The 17,444-nt window shown below is 67.7% G+C and carries 12 protein-coding genes; 3 read left to right on the top strand and 9 right to left on the bottom strand.

The window, feature by feature from the left end; all coding sequences use genetic code 11:
• Positions 1 to 41: 41 nt before the first annotated feature.
• Complete coding sequence (locus tag F9288_RS01260) at positions 42 to 785, bottom strand: hypothetical protein (RefSeq protein ID WP_174834946.1); 744 nt, start codon at positions 783 to 785, stop codon at positions 42 to 44.
• A 90-nt stretch (positions 786 to 875) separates the two neighbouring features.
• Complete coding sequence (locus F9288_RS01255) at positions 876 to 1,904, bottom strand: nitronate monooxygenase family protein (protein WP_174834945.1); 1,029 nt, start codon at positions 1,902 to 1,904, stop codon at positions 876 to 878.
• A gap of 46 nt (positions 1,905 to 1,950) precedes the next feature.
• On the opposite strand from F9288_RS01255, the gene F9288_RS01250 reads away from it, so the two are divergent.
• On the top strand, positions 1,951 to 2,367 hold the full coding sequence (locus tag F9288_RS01250; protein ID WP_174834944.1) for a secondary thiamine-phosphate synthase enzyme YjbQ: 417 nt from the start codon (positions 1,951 to 1,953) through the stop codon (positions 2,365 to 2,367).
• Here F9288_RS01250 and F9288_RS01245 read toward each other — a convergent pair whose 3' ends face one another.
• The 6 genes from F9288_RS01245 to F9288_RS01220 all read right to left on the bottom strand — a co-directional run bounded on the left by F9288_RS01245 (position 2,368) and on the right by F9288_RS01220 (position 9,580).
• Complete coding sequence (locus F9288_RS01245) at positions 2,368 to 3,363, bottom strand: low specificity L-threonine aldolase (protein WP_174834943.1); 996 nt, start codon at positions 3,361 to 3,363, stop codon at positions 2,368 to 2,370. It lies immediately after the preceding gene.
• A gap of 71 nt (positions 3,364 to 3,434) precedes the next feature.
• Positions 3,435 to 6,221 (bottom strand): M14 metallopeptidase family protein, encoded by a 2,787-nt coding sequence (locus tag F9288_RS01240; RefSeq protein ID WP_174834942.1) that lies wholly within the window; start codon positions 6,219 to 6,221, stop codon positions 3,435 to 3,437.
• An 86-nt stretch (positions 6,222 to 6,307) separates the two neighbouring features.
• The gene (locus tag F9288_RS01235) at positions 6,308 to 6,670 is read right to left on the bottom strand and encodes a nuclear transport factor 2 family protein (RefSeq protein ID WP_174834941.1); all 363 of its coding nucleotides are present in this window, start codon (positions 6,668 to 6,670) and stop codon (positions 6,308 to 6,310) included.
• A complete protein-coding gene (locus F9288_RS01230; protein WP_174834940.1) occupies positions 6,667 to 7,857 on the bottom strand; it encodes an MFS transporter in 1,191 nt (396 codons plus the stop codon). Before F9288_RS01230 ends, F9288_RS01235 begins: the two co-directional genes overlap by 4 nt.
• A 15-nt stretch (positions 7,858 to 7,872) precedes the next feature.
• Positions 7,873 to 8,991 (bottom strand): class II histone deacetylase, encoded by a 1,119-nt coding sequence (locus tag F9288_RS01225; RefSeq protein ID WP_174834939.1) that lies wholly within the window; start codon positions 8,989 to 8,991, stop codon positions 7,873 to 7,875.
• 7 nt (positions 8,992 to 8,998) lie between these two features.
• On the bottom strand, positions 8,999 to 9,580 hold the full coding sequence (locus F9288_RS01220) for a cupin domain-containing protein (RefSeq protein ID WP_174834938.1): 582 nt from the start codon (positions 9,578 to 9,580) through the stop codon (positions 8,999 to 9,001).
• 167 nt (positions 9,581 to 9,747) lie between these two features.
• Between F9288_RS01220 and F9288_RS01215 the strand changes: the two genes are divergently transcribed.
• Positions 9,748 to 11,730 (top strand): primary-amine oxidase, encoded by a 1,983-nt coding sequence (locus F9288_RS01215; protein WP_217482575.1) that lies wholly within the window; start codon positions 9,748 to 9,750, stop codon positions 11,728 to 11,730.
• A 21-nt stretch (positions 11,731 to 11,751) separates the two neighbouring features.
• Here F9288_RS01215 and F9288_RS01210 read toward each other — a convergent pair whose 3' ends face one another.
• Positions 11,752 to 14,742 carry an amidohydrolase family protein gene (locus F9288_RS01210; protein WP_174834937.1) on the bottom strand — a complete coding sequence of 997 codons (2,991 nt, stop codon included), beginning with the start codon at positions 14,740 to 14,742 and terminating at the stop codon, positions 11,752 to 11,754.
• Positions 14,743 to 15,069: 327 nt separating this feature from the next.
• On the opposite strand from F9288_RS01210, the gene F9288_RS01205 reads away from it, so the two are divergent.
• On the top strand, positions 15,070 to 17,439 hold the full coding sequence (locus F9288_RS01205; RefSeq protein ID WP_174834936.1) for a TonB-dependent receptor: 2,370 nt from the start codon (positions 15,070 to 15,072) through the stop codon (positions 17,437 to 17,439).
• Positions 17,440 to 17,444: the final 5 nt, after the last annotated feature.

Below are 17,444 nucleotides of genomic sequence, written 5' to 3'. Positions count from 1 at the left end.
AACCGAACCTCGCGGCTTGTGTAACCCCCACGCGGGCTGGATCAGCCGCCGGCGAGCGATTGATCCTGCAATGCGCTCATGTCGACGCGCAGGCGGGGCGGCTTGGCGACCTTCGCCGGCCTCGCCGCGACCGGCACCGGGGCGGGGGCGGCATAGGCGATCACCGGCCGCGTCGCCTCTCCGGTGCGCCATGCGTCATAGGCGCGAAAAAAATCGACGAACGGCCGGTCGAGCGCCGGCAGTTGCTCACCCGCGAACGTCTCGAACGTAGCCGGAGCGATGCCGTCCGCCTGGCCCAGCACCTGCGCGGCGCGGGCGCAGAAGGCGTCGCGTGCGAAATCCTGCGAGAAATAATTGTAGAGCCGCGTCATCGCGTCGTCCTCGCGCGCCTGCCAGTCGCCGCCGGTCGCGCGATATTCCGCCGCGAGCGTCGCCTGCGCCTGCGCGAACGCCGCCTTCTGCCGGGTGAGCAGGTTGTTGTAGCCCTGAACGATCGCCGCCTGTTCCGCGCCGCGACAGGCGAGCGCGGCGACGTTCAGCGCGGCGCGCAGGTGCCATATCGCCGCCGCCGCGCTGAGATTGCGGTTGGGGGTGAGGTAGCTGCCGTCCGACAGCCGCGTCGGGATGGTCATGCCGGGCCGTCCGCCCGCCGGCATCGGTGCGGCCGGGATGGCCTTGGCCGGCGGCGGCGGGGTGGCCGCCACCTGCGATTTCGGATGCGAGGCGCATCCCGCGAGCGACACCGCCAGCGCGGCGGTCGCAACGGATATGGCGGCCCTTTTCATGGCGCTTTCTCCCTCTGTGCGCGGGATTCGGCACTCAAATGGTTAACAAAAGGTTACCGGCGCGGCGAAGCGATCGGAAATGAACGGGAATCAGGCCGCCTTCTTCTCCAGCGCCTGCGCCGCCTCGGCCATCAGCGTCGCGATGATGTCGGCGACCGGCTCCTCCTTCGTCACCATGCCGACCGACTGGCCGGCCATCACGCTGCCATGCTCGACATCGCCGTCGATCACCGCGCGGCGCAGCGCGCCGGCCCAGTAATGCTCGATCTGAAGCTGCGCCTCGGCCATCGCCACTCGGCCCTCGTCCAGCGCCTGCGCCACCTCGCGCTGCTTCTGGGTGAACAATTCGCCGCCGGCATTCTTCAGCGCGCGCACCGGAATGACGGGGAGGCGCGGGTCGATCTGCACCGAGGCGACCGCGTCGCGCGCGCTGGCGCGGATGAACGCCTTCTTGAAGTTGGGATGCGCGATGCTCTCGGTCGCGCAGACGAAGCGCGTGCCGAGCTGCACGCCCGCCGCGCCCATGTCGAGATAGCCCGCGATCGCCTGCCCGCGCCCGATCCCGCCGGCGACGAACACGGGCACGTCGTTCGCGATCTCCGGCAGCATCTCCTGCGCCAGCACGCTGGTGGAGACAGGGCCGATATGCCCGCCGGCCTCCATCCCCTCGATCACCAGCGCGTCGACGCCGGAGCGGATCAGCTTCTTCGCCAGCGCCAGCGTGGGAGCGAAGCAGATGCATTTCGCGCCGGACGCCTTGATCGCCTCCAGGCTGCCCTTGGGCGGCAGGCCGCCGGCGAGGACGACATGGCTCACCTTGTGCTTCGCGCAGACCTCGATCAGTTCGGTCAGTTGCGGGTGCATGGTGATGAGGTTCACGCCAAACGGCTTGCCGGTCAGCCCCTTCGTGCCCGCGATCTCCGCGTCGAGCAGCTCGGGCGTCATCGCGCCGCAGGCGATCACGCCGAAGCCGCCGGCATTGGAGATCGCCGCGACCAGATGCCGCTCCGACACCCAGGACATCGCACCGCCGAGGATCGCGACTTCCGATCCGAGGAAAGCGGCGCCGCGCGCCATGCGCCGTTCGAGGCGCCCGGCGCCGGTGGAGTTCGTCGTCATGCGCGCCGCCCTAGCGTCGAGGCGGGGTTTCGGGCAAGCCATGGTCATGCGTCAGGCCAGCACCGAATTGCGGATCGACACGCCGGGGCAGGGGCTGCACGCGTTCACCGACGCGCTCTGCCGCTGGGTGGCGGGGAGCGGGATCGCCACCGGGCTGCTCACCCTGTTCGTGCGGCACACCTCCGCTTCGCTGCTGGTGCAGGAGAACGCCGCCCCCGCCGCGCGGCGCGATCTGGAGCGCTATTTCGCGCGGATCGCGCCGGAGAGCGCCGATTACGAACATGACGACGAGGGGCCGGACGACATGCCCGCGCATCTCCGCGCCGCGCTCACCCAGACCAGCCTGTCGATCCCGGTGGTCGGCGGTCGGCCCGCCCTGGGGACGTGGCAGGGGGTGTATCTGTTCGAGCATCGCCGTGCGCCCCACCAGCGGCGGGTGGCGGCGCATCTGATCGGCGAATAATCAGAGCGCGGCGATCGCCGTCGCCAGCGCGTCCACCTCGTCCGGGCGGCTGGCCCAATGGGTGACTAGGCGGATCACCCCCGCGCTCCAGTCGTAGAAGCCGTAACCCTTGGCGCGTAGTGCCGCCGCCTCGTCGGGCGTCATGCGCAGGAACAGCTCGTTCGCCTCGACCGGATGGACCAGCCGCCCGCTCGCCGCCCGCGCCAGCCGCGCCGCCGCCGTATTGGCCGCGCGGGCGTTGGCGAGCCACAGGTCGCCGTCCAGCATCGCGTGGATCTGCGCGGCGAGATAGCGGCCCTTCGACAGCAGGTGCCCACCGCGCTTGCGCCGCCGCAGCGCGTCGTCGGCCAGCGCGGGGTCGAAGAACACCAGCGCCTCCGCCGACAGCCCGCCGTTCTTGACGAAGCCGAAGCTCAGCACGTCCACGCCGCGCGTCAGATCGGCCGGGGAGCAGCCGAGATGGACCGCCGCGTTGGCCAGCCGCGCGCCGTCCATATGCACGCGCCAGCCGCGCGTTGCGGCCAGCGTGGCCAGCGCCCGCACCTCGGCGGGCGTATAGACCGTGCCGAGTTCGGTCGCATTGGTCAGCGACAGCGCGCGCGGCTGCACGCGGTGGACGTCGTTCGGAATCGCGTCCGCGACCACCGCGGCCGTCTCCGGCGTCATCTTCGCATCCGCGCCGCCGGCGAGCAGCAGCTTCGCGCCATGGGTATAGAATTCCGGCGCGCCGCATTCGTCGTTCTGGATATGTGCCTCATGATGGCAGATCACCCCGCCATAGGGCGGGCAGATCGTCGCCAGCGCGATCGCATTGGCGACGGTGCCGGTCGGCAGCCACAGCGCCACCGCCTCGCGCCCGAACAACGCGGAGAAACGCGCGTCGAGCGCCTTGCTCAGCCGGTCCCCGTCATAGCCGGAATCGACCGCATCGGCGGCCTGCATCGCCGCGAACACCGCCGGATGCACCGGCGCCACATTGTCGGAGAAGAATTGCATGGGCGGGGTCGTAGCGGGAAGCACGACGGGTAAAAAGCCCCTCCCCTGATAGGGAAGGGCTTTGCCTTGTTCTAGCGTCCCGCCGCGACCGCTGGGCCGTAGAGGATGCCGTTGAACAGCAGCTTGAACGTTGCATAAGGCTGCGCGCGCTGCGTCACTTCCGTGCCCATCGCGAACAGCTTGCCGCGCCCGAGATCGGCGTCGGCGATCGCGACTGTCCCCTTGAGCTTGTCCTGCCCGACCGCCCAGCCGCTGCGCAGCGGCGTTGCCGAATCGAACCATGCGATCGAGGTCGCCCCCGCGCCGAGCGTGAAGGGCTGGTTCTTGTCGAAGAACATATCGACCTTCGGCGTCATGCCGAAGGCGAGCGGCTTGGTCGGATCGACGCTTGCCTGCACGAGCGAGCCGGGAATGTAGAAATCGCGGCTGTCGAGCGCGCCGGTCGAGCCGTCCGCCTTCTTCTTCACCAGCGCGGGCTGGATCGTCGGCGCGAGCAAGGTGGCGAGCGCGTTGGCACCGCCCACGGTGATGACGGTGCCGCCCGCCTTGGCAAAGGCCTCGACCTGCGGCGCGGTCTTGTCCGCCGTCGCATTGCCGAGCCAGTCGCGATATTCGGCCGGGATATCCTCCGGCTTCGGCTGGGCGCTGGCGTAGCCGGCCTTGTACGGGCCGCCGCGCGGGCCGGTGAAGGTGCCGTCGGCGAACAGCAGCACGTCATATTTCGCGTTGAGGTTCCCGGCGTCCAGTTCCTTCGGATAGACGACCGTGAAGGGGAATTCGTACTGTTCGAGCAGCCAGCGGGTCCAGCCCGCCGGGATCACCCCGCCATAGCGATCGACCAGTCCGACGCGGACCGGCCGGAGCGCGATATTCGCGCCGGCCGGGGCCTTGGCCATACGGTATGCGTCGATGCCGAGCGGCGCCGATTCCGCGACGATCCGCGCCGCCTCGGGCGAGGCGGGAATCCAGATCGCGCCGGGGGCGAGCGCCTTGCCCGCCACCTTCGTCGCGCCGGTCAGCCATCGCACCTTCACGCCGGCCTTGAGCAGCCGGTTGGTGAGGATGAAGCTGTTGTTCGCCTCATGCCCGACGATCCAGCCGGCATTGCCCGAACCGATCACCTTGCCCGGCGGCGTGGTCAGCAGGTCGGCGGTGACGCGCTCGAACGGCCCGTCGAAGCCGTCCAGCACGCGATCGAACTGCACGCCCATCTGCCACGCCAGCGTATAGCCGGTGATGTCATAGGGCGCCTTGGGCGGGCCGCCGGGATATTCGGCATCGTGCGGATGGTCCTGCGGCTCGAACATGTCGAGCACGTGCGGGCGATACGCCTGCGCCGTCTTCACCACATAGGAGCCGGCCGGATAGCTTTTGCCCCCTGCGGTGAAGGGCGCGGTGGCGCGCTCGATATCGACGCCGTTCTTCAGCAGCGCGTTGAGGAAGGCGATCGTCGTCGGCATGTCGCGCTGCTGGTCGGGCGGCAGGATATAGCCGCGCGGATCGCGCTTGGCCGGATCGTTGAGGATCGTCTTGTAGAGGCGGGGATCGACCGCCTTCGCGCCGCGCACATATTCGTCCGCTTCCTGCGACTTGTCTCCAGCGGCGGCCTTCACCGCGTCGACGTCCTTCGGCGTGATCGTCCAGCTATCGCGCTTGCCGCGCTCGATCGCCTGATGGCCCATGCGCCAGAAGTTCATCAGCAGCCGCTCGCGGTTGCGCGAGGCATAGTCGAGCACCGCGCGATCGAGCGACCATTGGTATTCGAGGCTGTCTTTCAGATGCCAGTCGCGCGGGCCGATCGGCATCGGCTCGTCGTTGCGCGCGAGCTGCGTGTCGGGGACGAGCGGGATCTTCTCCGGCGTCGGACCGCCGATGATCTCGGTCAACAGGCCGATCGAATTGTGGAAATAGGCGACCGATCGCTCCATCCCGTTATGCCAGGTGGAATAAGGCGCGGCGCTGCGCATCCCCGATCCCGCCTTCTCCTCCGAGACGAGCCGGCTGTGCATCGTCGCGCCAAGCTCCTGAAGCTCGGTCATGATGATCGGGGAGTAATTATAGTTGAACGGATCGCGGAACGGCGGGACGAACACCACCATCCCGGCCGGCCCGGTCTGGTGCTGGTTGAAGATGATCTGCGGGAACCATTCCCGGAACAGCATCCGGTTGACCGCCACCGTCTCCGGCATCTGCGCCATGAAGCTGTCGCGGTTGTTATCGTGGCCGACATACTTCTGGTAGAGGCGCGGGAGCGATTTGAACTCGCGCTTCGCCGGATCGGCGTTGCGCATGTACCAGTCGGCGACGAGTTGCAGCCCGTCGGGATTGTCGTGGCCGAACAGGATGATCGTGTCGTCCAGCAGGCGCTTCGTCTCGGCGTCCTGCCCGGTGAGCATCCGGTAGAGCACATGGATCTGGCTCTGCGTCGTCACCGTCTCGGTGGCGTGAAGGCCGGCGTCGATCCACACCACCGCGCGGCCCTCGGCGGCGAGCGCCTTCGCCTGCGCCTCGTCCACCCCTTCCGCCTTGGCGAGCTTGCGCGCGATCTCGCGATAATGGTCGAGCTTCGCGAGGTTGGCGGGGGAGGAGACGATCGCCACCCACATCGTGCGCCCCTCGGCGGACTTGCCGATGTCGATCAGCTTCATCCGGTCGGACTGCGCGGCGAGCGTCTTCAGATATTTTTCATAGGCGTCGTAATTGGCGAGATAATAATCGCTGCCCGGCTCGGTCGGGAACGCTTCCGCCGGCGAGGGGAGCGCGCCCGCCTTTGCCGTGATCGCCGCCGCCGGCGCCGCGCCCGCCTGCGGCGGCGCGACCGCGATCAGCGCCGCGCCGATCAGATAGCTCGTCTTCATCTCCAGCCCCTTTTTCGCTCTCGTTCGTCTTTCTAGACGGAGAAGTAGCGGGGAACCCTACCCCGGCGAGCGAAAAATGTCGGGGACTACAGCGTCGTGAAGCTCTTGCTGGTGATGAGCCAGCCGCTTTCGTCCTCGATCAGATGGAAGCGATCGAGGAAGGCGAAGCGGCCAGCGAACCCGGTCGAATGCACCGCCCCGGCGGCGACGCGGCCGTTGACCGTCAGCTCGATCACCTGCGCGGCGAAGCCGGCATGGTCGATCCCGGCGGCGGCGATCCCGGCCACGTCGTCGAGAAACGGCTCCGGCCCGCCGACCAGCAACTTGCCGTCGAGGTCGCCCGCCATCACCGCGCGCGGGTGGAAGCAGCGCGCGAGCAGCTCGCGGTCGAGCCGCCTGCAACCCTCGGCATAGGCATCAAGCACATCGCGCGGCGTGGTGAAACTCATCGCATGTTCTTTCCACGCGTCACCGCGCCGCTTTCGATCAGCAGCAGCAGGACGAAGCTCGCCGCGATCATCGCCGCGCAGAAGGCGAGCATCACCCCCGCGCCCGCGCTCCCCAATATCCGCCCGGTGATGACCGGCCCGATCGAGGTGCCGAAGCCGATCACCATGTTGATCCACGCCATGATCCCGCCGCTCGTGTCACGGGCGGCGATCGCGGCGAGGATGAAGGGCAGGGTGAAGGTCCAGGAGAATTTGAAGGCATAGGCCGCGCCGGCGAAGGCGGTCATGTCGAGCCGCCCGAGCAGCATCAGCACCGCGCCGAACAGCAGGGCATAGCCGGCCGATAGCGCCATCCACCGCTTCGCCCGTCCGCCGAGGAAAGTCGCCAGCAGCGCCCCCGCGATGCCGAGCAGCGAGGCGATCGCTATCGTGTCCGCCACCGGCAGCGGCTTCAGCCCGGAGCGCGCGGCGATCACCGACATGAACGCCCAGCTTCCGCCCAGCCCGATATAGAAAGCCAGCACCGCGATCATCGCCACGGCGGGGAGCAGCAGGCCGCCCCGGCGCCCATCGCCGTGCGTCGGCTCGATCGTCGGCGCGTCGAAGCGGAAGGCGAGTGGAAAGGCGGTGGCCATCATCGCCGCCATCAGCAGGTAGAAGGCATTCAGCCCGAAACCGGCGAACAGGCGCGGTAGCAGCGACAGGCCGATCGCCCCGAGCACCAATTGCCCCGCGATCCACCAGCCGAACAGCCGGTCGCGATTGGCCGACGCCCCGGCGGCATTGAGGCACAGCAGCATCAGCGCGCCGCCCGCCATCGCCGTCACCAGCCGCGTCGCGAACAGGAGCGCGATGCCCGGCGCGACGGTCGACAGCAGATTGCCCGCGACGAACACCGCCGCCGCGACGGTCGCGATCTTGCGCGACGTGAAGCGGCGCATCCACCACAAGGCGGGCAGGGAGGCGAGGCTGATGCCCCCCAGCTCGAACAGGAAGTAGTTGCCGACATTGGCCGGCGTCAGTCCGCGCTCGGCGATGAGCTGCGTCGTCAGCACCGGCGCGACGAGCAGCGCCAGCGGCACGATCGCGCTGAAGATCACGATGCGCGCCACCATGCCCCGGCTTTCCGGCGCCGGGCCGGTATCGGCGGAGGGCGGCGGCAGCAAGGAATCGATCGCGGTCGACATGGACGCTCCCTCCCTTCAGGCCCGCGCGGCGAAATCCAGCGTCTCGGCCTGCTCGACGAGCAGCCGGCGCTGGAGCGCGCGCATCGCGTCGCCGGGCTGCTGCGCGCGGACGAACTCGAGCACCGGATCGGCCACGGCGGAACGCACGCCGGCCAGTTCCTCGATCAGCGCATGGGCGCAGAACGGGACATAGACCTCCGAATAGCCGCCCTCGTGGATCGCGACGAGCCGGCCGCCGCACAATTCGTCGGCCAGCGCCTTCGCCCGCGCCATCATCGCGCGGAACGTCTCGCTGTGCGCCAGCATCCGGGCGAGCGGATCGAGCGCGTTGGCGTCCACCCCGCTGGCGATCACGATCAGTTCGGGCCGGTAGCGGCGCAGCGCCGGCGCGACGATCAGGTCGAGCGCGTTGAGATAGGCCTGGTCGCCGCCGCCGGGCAGCAGCGGCACGTTGAGATTATAGCCCTCGCCGCGCCCGCTGCCGCGTTCCGACGCCGCGCCGGAGTTGATCGGATAGCAATTGTCCTGATGGAGCGAGATCGTCAGCACGTCCGGCCGGTCGCGGAAGATCGCCTCCGTGCCGTTGCCGTGATGCACGTCCCAGTCGAGGATCGCGACGCGCGACAATTGGTGGCGCGCGATCGCCGCCTCCACCGCGATCGCGCCATTGGCGAGCAGGCAGAAGCCATAGCCCTGATCGGGCAGGCAATGATGCCCCGGCGGGCGCGTCATCGCATAGGCATTGTCGAGCGCGCCGGTCAGCACCGCCTCCACCGCCGCGACGGCGAGGCCGGTGGATAGCCGGGCGATGTCATAGCCGCCGGGGCCGAAGCTGCCGTCCGGCCCGACGCTGCCGCCGCCGCCCGCGCTCATCGCCGCGAAGCGATCGAGATAGTCGCGCGGGTGGACGCGGCGCAGCGCCTCATCGTCGGCGGGCTCGGCGCCGCGCCGGTCGAGCTTCGCCATCACCCCCGACACTTCGAGCAGCGAGACGATGCGCCGCTTGGGATCGGGCGCCTCGGCCATGAAATTGCCGTTGGAGGGTTGCACCCAGCCGCCCGCCGGGATGTTCCCGGTGTGGATCGCGCCGAAATGCCACAAGGTGCGCTCGTCGTGGAAGAAGCCGGTTGCCATCGCGCCGCTATTTCCCGTCGGTCGCGAGGTTGAAGTCGCCGGCGGCGCGGATGCGCGCGACGATCCTGGGGTCCTTCAGCTCCGCCGCGCTGTAGTTCATCTTGAAATCGACCTGATCCTCGTAGCCGCCCGGCTCGTAGATCAGCAGGTTCCTCATCGGCTTGCCGCCGACGACGCGGACGCTGTGCACCGTGTTGGGCGGGATGAAGATCGCCTCGCCCCGATGCAGCACATGCGTCTCGCCCTCGACCGTCCATTCCACCTCGCCGCCGAGCACGTAGAAGGTTTCGGCATGGTGCCGGTGGAAATGCGGCGGCACCTTGAAATCGGCGTTCCAGTCCGAGGTGATGACGTTGTAGCGCCCCTCGCTGACATTGTTGGGCACGACGACCTCGACGTTCGCCACCCCATCCTCCTGGAAGGTGCGGCGCTTGCCATCGAGCGAGAAATAATAGCCGTGCGGGCGGCCGGCGTTGACGGTCGCGCGCGGCTGCTCGTCCTGCGCCCACCCGTATCCGGCGGCGAGGCCCGCCGCGCCGAGCGCCACGATCGCGGCGGCGGCCAGCCCGCTCTTCATGCCATGCGGCATCGCACCCTCTCCCCTTTTGAATCGCGATAAAGTTTGACGACAAATTTAATAAGGCGCAAGCGGCAATGAAGAATTATAGAGCGTATTGCGCTTCCATCGAAGCGATAATAGTTTTATATCAATCTAAATTGCCGCGCAATCGCGATTCAGCGCGGGGGCTGGAGAGAATGATGACCGAATCCGCGTTCAATCCGTCCGGCGTGCGCCACCCGCTCGATCCGCTCGACGCGCGCGAGATCGCGGCGGCCTGCGCGGCGGTGCGCGCGCATGACGATGCCGGCCTGCACCTGCGCTTCGTCAACGTCGAGTTGGACGAGCCGCACAAGGATCGCGTGATGGCGTGGCGCGTCGGCGAGCCGATCCCGCGCGTCGCCTTCGCGGTGGTGCTGCGCCGCGACACCGGCGCGGCGTTCGAGGCGCGGGTCGATCTCGCGCGCGGGGTGGTCACCGAATGGCGCGCGCTGGCGCAGGACGCGGCGCCGTTCGGCCAGCCGGCGGTGATGCTGGAGGAGTTCCAGGCCGTCGAGCGCGCGGTGAAGAAGGATCTTGCGTGGCGCGCGGCGGTCGCGCGGCGCGGGCTGAGCGAGGCGGAGATCGATCTGGTGCAGGTCGATCCCTTCTCCGCCGGCCATTTCGGCTATGCGGAGGAGGCGGGGAAGCGCTGCGTCCGCGCGGTCTCTTATTATCGCGAGCAGCCCAACGACAACGGCTATGCCCATCCGATCGAGGGGCTGGTCGCGGTGGTCGATCTCAACCGCGAGGAGATCGTCACCCTGGTCGACGAGCCGGAGATCGTGCCGATCCCGAGGAAGAAGCGCAATTACGAGGCGAAGGACCTGCCCCCGCCGCGCACCGGGCTGAAGCCGCTGCACATCCTCCAGCCGGAAGGGCCGAGCTTCACCGTCGACGGATGGAAGGTCGAATGGCAGAAATGGTCGTTCCGCGTCGGCTTCACGCCGCGCGAGGGGCTGGTGCTGCATCAGCTCGGTTACGAGGATGGCGGGCGGGTGCGGCCGATCATCTATCGCGCCAGCGTCACCGAGATGGTCGTGCCCTATGCCGATCCCACCGCCAACCATTATTGGAAAAGCGCGTTCGACGCCGGCGAATATGGGCTGGGGCGGCTGGCCAACGCGCTGGAGCTGGGCTGCGACTGCCTCGGCCACATCCATTATTTCGACGTGCCGGCGGTGGACGATCTCGGGCGGCCGATGGTGATGAGGAACGCCATCTGCATGCACGAGGAGGATTATGGCATCCTGTGGAAGCACAACGAGTTCCGCACTGGCGTGCACGAGACGCGGCGCTCGCGGCGGCTGGTCATCAGCTTCTTCGCGACGGTCGGCAATTACGATTACGGCTTCTACTGGTATCTCTATCAGGACGGCACGATCCAGCTCGAGGCGAAGCTGACCGGGATCATCCAGACGGCGGCGGTCGCGCCGGGTAAGCCCTATCCGTGGGGCGGGATGGTCGACGAGGGGCTGGGCGGGCCGACGCACCAGCATTTCTTCAACGTGCGGATGCACATGATGGTGGACGGCGACGAGGGCAACAGCGTCTCGGAGCATGAATTCCATCCGCGCCCGTGGGGGACGGACAATCCGCACGGCAACGTCTTCGATCTGGTCAGCCGCCCGTTGCTGCGCGAGCGCGACGCGGCGCGCGAGGCGGACGGGCGGGCGGGGCGCTACTGGAAGGTGTCCAATCCCAACCGCGTCAATTCCGTCGGCGGCGCGCCGGCCTATAAGGTGGTCGTCCAGCCGACGCCCCTGATGCTGGCGCAGCCGGGCAGCTACGTCCACGCGCGCGGCGGCTTCGCGACGAAGCACATCTGGGTCACGCCCTATGATCCGGCGGAGCGCTATGCCAGCGGCGACTATCCCAACCAGCACCAGGGCGGCGACGGCCTGCCGCGCTACGTCGAGGCCAATCGCGGCATCGACAACACCGATATCGTGCTGTGGCACAGCTTCGGCCACACGCACGTCTGCAAGCCGGAGGACTTTCCGGTGATGCCGGTCGAATATGCCGGCTTCATGCTCAAGCCGAACGGCTTCTTCGCGGCGAACGCGGGGATCGACGTCCCCTCCGACCGCGACGCGGCGAGCGTCCGCCACGGGCGGGAAGGGGGCTGCTGCGGCGAGTGACCCGGCGACGCGCGGCGGCGGTTATTTCGCCCCGTCGCGCGTCAGCAACTGTCCGATCGTGTAGAGCTTCCCGGTCTTCATCACCTTGCGGACCTTGCTGGCGTTGGTGATGTCCTCCAGCGGGTTGCCCTCGACGAAGACGAGATCGGCGATCTTGCCCGGCTCGACCGTGCCGAGGTCCGCACCCTCGCCGAGCAGCTCGGCCGGCACGGCGGTCGCGCTGCGCAGCGCCTCGAACGGCGTGAGGCCGGCCTTCACCTCCTGCACCAGCTCGTTGTGGGTGTTGATGCCGATCGGGGTGAAGGGCGAATCCGTCCCCACCACGATCTTGCCGCCGGCGTGGAAGATCCTGGCGATCGACTGGCGGATGTTGTTCGCCAGCACCTCCGCGCCCGGCCCATTGGCGAAGCTCATGATCGGCCCCTCACGCACCCATATGGGTTGCAGCGCCTCGCGCGCCCTGGCGATCGTCGGATCGTGATCGACCAGCTCGGCGGTGGGCGTGAACAGCGAGATCGTCGGCGTCACCGTCATCCCGGATTTCGCGATGATATCGACCGCATCCTGATAGGCGATGTTGAGCTGGCTCGCCTTCGCCGAATAGCCGCGCCCGGCACCGTTGCCGTCGAGATGCTCGACGCTGTCGCTGCCGAACAGCGCGGCGGGATAGATTTCGTGGCTGGTGACGGGGAGGCCGGCGGCATGCGCGGCGGCGACGATCTCCTGCCGCACCGGCTCGGCGGTGTGGACGTAGCTTTTTATCATGTCGTAGCCGAGCAGCTTCGCCAGCCCGATCTGCCGGTCCACCTCCGCGCGATTGGCGACCGGCGTGCCCATTTCCCAGACGGTGCGCTCGCCGTCGAGGATATAGCCGGTCACGAACATGTTCGGGCCGGGCCTGCGGCCCGCGGCGATCGCCTCCTTTTCCTCGATGACGTCGCCGGGCACGTTGCCGGGGCTGCGGACCGTGGTGATGCCCCAGGCAAGGTAGAGCCGCCCGAAGCTCGATCCATATTCCTTGATGAGATGAACGTGCATGTCCATCAGGCCGGGCATGACCGTCAGGTTCGATGCGTCGACGAAGCGGCCCTGCACCGGCCGTTCGCCGTGCGGCGCGATCGAGCGGATGCGGCTGCCGTCGATCACGATGTCCATGTCGCGGCGCGCCTTGTCGGTCACGCCGTCGACCAGCATCCCGGCGCGGATCGTCGTCACGCCCTCGCCGCGCGCGGCGGTCCATTGCAGCGGCAGCGCCACCTTGCGCGCCGCGCCGCCCGCCGCCGGGATCAGTTGCAGATAGCCGCCGGTGGCGACCAGCAGCGTCCGCGAATCTGCGCTCCAGCTCAGCCCGGTCGGGATCGTGTCGGAAAGCTTGCGCGGCGCGCCCGCCGGGCCGCCGTCGGGCGCGGCGGGCTGGACATAGAGCGCGCTGTCCATCTGATAGGCGTAGAGCTTGCCGTCCGGCGACAGCACCGGCCCGTCGCCCGAGCGGTTGCCGACCGAGCGGCCCGGCACCAGCGACACCGCGCGCGCCTTGCCGCCGCCGTCCACCGGGACGATCGACAGCTCGTTATAGCCGCCGACGACATAGGATTGCGAATCCGACGCGTTGCGCAGCGTCGAGACGATCAGCGACTTCCCGTCCGGCGTGAAGGCCGGATAGCCGGGGCTGGAGCCGGCCTCCTTGATCTGGCGATCCTGCTTCGTCGCGAGATCGAGGACATGGGCCAGCTCGGTATAGGCGCCGGTCGCGTCGACATAGACGATGCTCTTGCCGTCCGGCGACCATGACGGGCGCATCTCCGCGCCCGGCGCATCGGTCAGCCGCTCGTGCCTGCCGGTGGCGAGATCGACCGTCCACAGGTCGAGCGAGCCTTCGCGGTCGCTGGCATAAGCCAGCCTGTCGCCCTTTGGGGACCAGGCGGGGTCGACCACCACATAAGGGCCGCCGTCGGTCAGCCGGCGGGGCTTGCCGCCGATCGGCATGACATAGAGGTCGCCGAGCGCGGTGAACGCCACCTGCCGGCCGTCCGGCGACAGCACCGCGCGCTGCACGCCGGTCACCGGGCGCGCGGTGGGCGAATCGAGCACGGCATGGCGCTTGGCATAGTCGGGGCGGCGCACCTTCAGCGCGGCGGCGAAGGGCACGACCGTCTCGCCGCCGTCCGCCCCGCGCCGGTTGAGCTTGCCGTTGGCGGCATAGAGCAGGTCGCCGCCCGGCAGCCACGCGGCGCGGAACGGATGGATGTCCTGCCCCTCGATGAAGGGCTGGTCGTCCTTCATCAGCACCGCCTTGCCATCCGCGATGCGCGCCCACAGCACATGCCTGCCGTCCGTCGTCCACGTCGGGGTGCCCATCGGCACGTTCATGCCGAACGCCATCACGTTCGCCTTCGCAGCGAGCGTCTCATGCCCCTGCATGTCCGCGACATAGATGCCGGTCGCGCCCATCCGGTCCGAGACATAGGCGATGCGCGTGCCGTCCGGCGACCAGCTCGCGCGGCTGTTACCACCGGGGCCGTTGCTGAGCTTCCTGACTTTGCCGTCGACGATGTTGCGCGCCCAGATGTCGAACTTGCCGTCGCGGCTGGAGGTGAAGGCGAGCCATTTGCCGTCCGGCGACCATGCCGGCTCGCGCTCCTCATAAGGCTCTTTCGCGGCCGGGTGCGCCTGCGTGCCGTCCGGCGCGATCAGCCAGATGCAGTAATGGCCGTCGCGGTTCGACTGGAAGGCGATCCATTTGCCGTCCGGCGACCAGCTCGGCTGGCGCCCGTCATAGAGCGCGTCGGTGATCGCGGTCGCCGCGCCGCCGCTCGCGGGCATGACATAGAGCACGCCCTGCAGATCGAACACGATGCGCCGTCCGTCCGGCGACAGCGCGAAGGCGAGGTGGGTGCCCTCGGAAACCGTGATCGATATCGGCGCGGCCGCTTGCGCCGCCGGCGCGAGGCCGCCCGTGGTCAGCGTCGCCAGCGCGAGCAGGCTCGCCCCGATCATCGCATGTGGCTTCATCGAATCCGCCCCTTCGCCATCTTTCCTGCGCCCTCCGGCGCGCCGGGGACTCGGGTGTTTGACAGCATGGATATCGTTTGCTGTCAAATCATAACCTTGGATAAGGCCGTGCGTTACGTTTCGTATGACGATGCATAAAAGGTCTGTGTTAATTCAAGGTAACATGCTGATTCACATGAAGTATTTTCTCTGGCAAAATTTCGCGCAAAACAAGTTGGTCAACAAACGATTTTTTATTGACGGTGATTTGCGTCGCGCATAGCATCGTGAGCGGGAACAGGATGCCGGCGACCCGATCGGGCGCCGTCAGAATGGGGAGGAAAAACTATGCGGCATATCCATTCCGCGCTCCGGGCCACCGCATCGGCCCTGGCGCTCGTGTCGGCCGTTCCGGCCTTCGCGCAATCGGGCAATGATGCCCAGCCACAGGGCGCGTCGGCGCAGAACGGCGGCATCCCGGACATCATCGTCACCGCCACCAAGCAGGCGGAGGCGCTCAGCAAGGTGCCGATCAGCATTTCGGCGCTGTCGCAGGAGCAGCTCGACCAGCAATCGGTCCGCACCTTCCGCGACATCGCGACGCTGACGCCGGGCGTCACCTTCACGCCGGGATCGCACGGCAACGGCGCGGCGAGCGACGTGTCGATCCGCGGCATCTCCTCCGGCTCGGGCACCGCGACGGTCGGCGTCTATATCGACGAGACGCCGGTGCAGGTGCGCCCCAGCGGCAATTACGATTCGAGCAACCCCTATCCGCGCATCTTCGACCTCGACCGCGTGGAGATCCTGCGCGGGCCGCAGGGCACGCTGTTCGGCGCGGGATCGGAGGGCGGCACGATCCGCTTCATCACGCCCGAGCCAAGCCTGACCCAGTATAGCGTCTATGGCCGCAGCGAGATGGCGATGACCAAGGGCGGCGACCCCAGCTACGAGGCGGGCGTCGCGGTCGGCGGGCCGATCATCGAGGACAAGCTGGGCTTCCGCGTCAGCGTCTGGGCGCGGCACGACGGCGGCTATGTCGACAAGGTCGACTGGTTCGACCGCAAGGACGTGGCGAAGAACGTCGACTGGAACAACGCGCTCGTCGCGCGCGCCGCGCTGAAATGGCAGCCCGCCCCGAACGTCACGATCACGCCGTCGATCTTCTACCAGAAATCGCACGCCAACGATTCGTCGGTGTTCTGGAAGGCCTATTCCAATCCCGGCCAGAACCAGTTCGTCACCGCCAATCAGGTGCGCGCGCCCAACGACGACACCTTCTGGCTGCCGTCGCTGAAGGTGAACGTCGATGTCGGCGCGGTGACGTTCGTGTCGGACAGCTCGTTCCTGCACCGCGACAACAACAATATCTACGATTCGACCACACTGGACATCTCGTCCTTCACGTCGATCTTCGGCCATCCGGTCGACACGATCCCGCCGCCCGAGGCGCTGCGCAACGTCTATTCCCCCGCCTATCTGACGGCGGGGCAGCGCACCTTCACGCAGGAATTCCGATTGCAGAGCAACAATCCCGCGGCGCGGATCACCTGGGTGCTCGGCGCCTATTACCAGCATGCCAAGCAAACGAGCTCCTATGACGTGCAGAGCACGTTCATCAACCAGATCCTGAGCTTCGCGGCCGGCGCTCCGCTCACGATCGGGCAGATTTTCGGCACCAACCTCTATAACGGGCGCTATCTGCTCTATTCGCAGGGCTCGCTGGTGGATGAGGAACTGGCGGCGTTCGGTCAGGTCAATTTCAAGCTGACCGACACGCTGACGCTGACCGCCGGCGCGCGCGCCTCGAAGCTGACCTATAACAACAACACCTTCTCCGCCGGCCCGGTCGCGGGCGGCGCGGGCACCTACAATGTTTCCCACGCCTCGGCCAAGCCGGTGACGCCGAAGTTCGGCGTGTCGTGGCAGGCGACACCCGACACGTTGATCTACGCCTCCGCCTCCAAGGGCTTCCGCCCCGGCTCCTCGACCAGTCAGGTTTCGGCCCAGTGCGATGCCGACCTCGCCGCGCTCGGCTTCACCTCGGCGCCGCGTCAGATCAAGCCGGACTCGGTATGGAGCTATGAGGCCGGCGCCAAGACCAAGATGTTCGGCGGCCGGCTGGTGATGGACGGCAGCGTCTATCGCATCGACTGGACCGATATCCAGTCGGGCGTGACCTTGCCGAACTGCAACACGCCGTTCGCCGCCAATTTCGGCAACGCGCGCAGTCAGGGCTTCGATCTCCAGATCAACGCCAAGGTCGGCGACGGCTTCACGCTGGGCGCGTCGGTCGGTTATTCCGACGCGCATTACACCACCAGCACGGTCGGCGCGGGCGGCATCGTGGTCCGTCCGAAGGGCGAGCCGCTGCCGATCGCGCCGTGGCAGGTGTCGCTCAACGGCCAGTATGATTTCCAGGCATTCGGTCGCGACGCCTATCTCCATGCCGATTATCAATATCTGTCACACAACAATACGCCGTTGCCCAACGTACCGAGCGTGGACCCGACGATCCCGCGCGCGCCGGCCTCGAACAATGTCGATTTCCGCATCGGCATGAAGTTCGACCGGCTCGACCTGTCGATCTTCGGGCAGAACATCCTGAACCAGCACCCGGAATACGGCATCTACCGGGATTCGCTGACGACCTACAATTACCGCGCGGTCACGGTGCGGCCGGTCACCTTCGGCATCACCGGCGTCTATCGCTACTGATCGCG

This window comes from Sphingomonas sp. CL5.1, from assembly GCF_013344685.1.
Taxonomy (GTDB): Bacteria; Pseudomonadota; Alphaproteobacteria; order Sphingomonadales; family Sphingomonadaceae; genus Sphingomonas.
The sequence above is the reverse complement of the archived record's forward strand: the minus strand, read 5'-3'. Positions and strand labels throughout refer to the sequence as shown.

What these genes read in the sequence shown, in the direction of transcription:
- F9288_RS01250 (WP_174834944.1), top strand. Translation starts at nt 1,951, where the DNA reads ATGCGTCAGGCCAGCACCGAATTGCGGATCGACACGCCGGGGCAGGGG.
- F9288_RS01215 (WP_217482575.1), top strand. Translation starts at nt 9,748, where the DNA reads ATGATGACCGAATCCGCGTTCAATCCGTCCGGCGTGCGCCACCCGCTC.
- F9288_RS01210 (WP_174834937.1), bottom strand. Translation starts at nt 14,742, where the DNA reads ATGAAGCCACATGCGATGATCGGGGCGAGCCTGCTCGCGCTGGCGACG.
- F9288_RS01260 (WP_174834946.1), bottom strand. Translation starts at nt 785, where the DNA reads ATGAAAAGGGCCGCCATATCCGTTGCGACCGCCGCGCTGGCGGTGTCG.
- F9288_RS01225 (WP_174834939.1), bottom strand. Translation starts at nt 8,991, where the DNA reads ATGGCAACCGGCTTCTTCCACGACGAGCGCACCTTGTGGCATTTCGGC.
- F9288_RS01240 (WP_174834942.1), bottom strand. Translation starts at nt 6,221, where the DNA reads ATGAAGACGAGCTATCTGATCGGCGCGGCGCTGATCGCGGTCGCGCCG.
- F9288_RS01245 (WP_174834943.1), bottom strand. Translation starts at nt 3,363, where the DNA reads ATGCAATTCTTCTCCGACAATGTGGCGCCGGTGCATCCGGCGGTGTTC.
- F9288_RS01255 (WP_174834945.1), bottom strand. Translation starts at nt 1,904, where the DNA reads ATGACGACGAACTCCACCGGCGCCGGGCGCCTCGAACGGCGCATGGCG.
- F9288_RS01235 (WP_174834941.1), bottom strand. Translation starts at nt 6,670, where the DNA reads ATGAGTTTCACCACGCCGCGCGATGTGCTTGATGCCTATGCCGAGGGT.
- F9288_RS01205 (WP_174834936.1), top strand. Translation starts at nt 15,070, where the DNA reads ATGCGGCATATCCATTCCGCGCTCCGGGCCACCGCATCGGCCCTGGCG.
- F9288_RS01230 (WP_174834940.1), bottom strand. Translation starts at nt 7,857, where the DNA reads ATGTCGACCGCGATCGATTCCTTGCTGCCGCCGCCCTCCGCCGATACC.
- F9288_RS01220 (WP_174834938.1), bottom strand. Translation starts at nt 9,580, where the DNA reads ATGCCGCATGGCATGAAGAGCGGGCTGGCCGCCGCCGCGATCGTGGCG.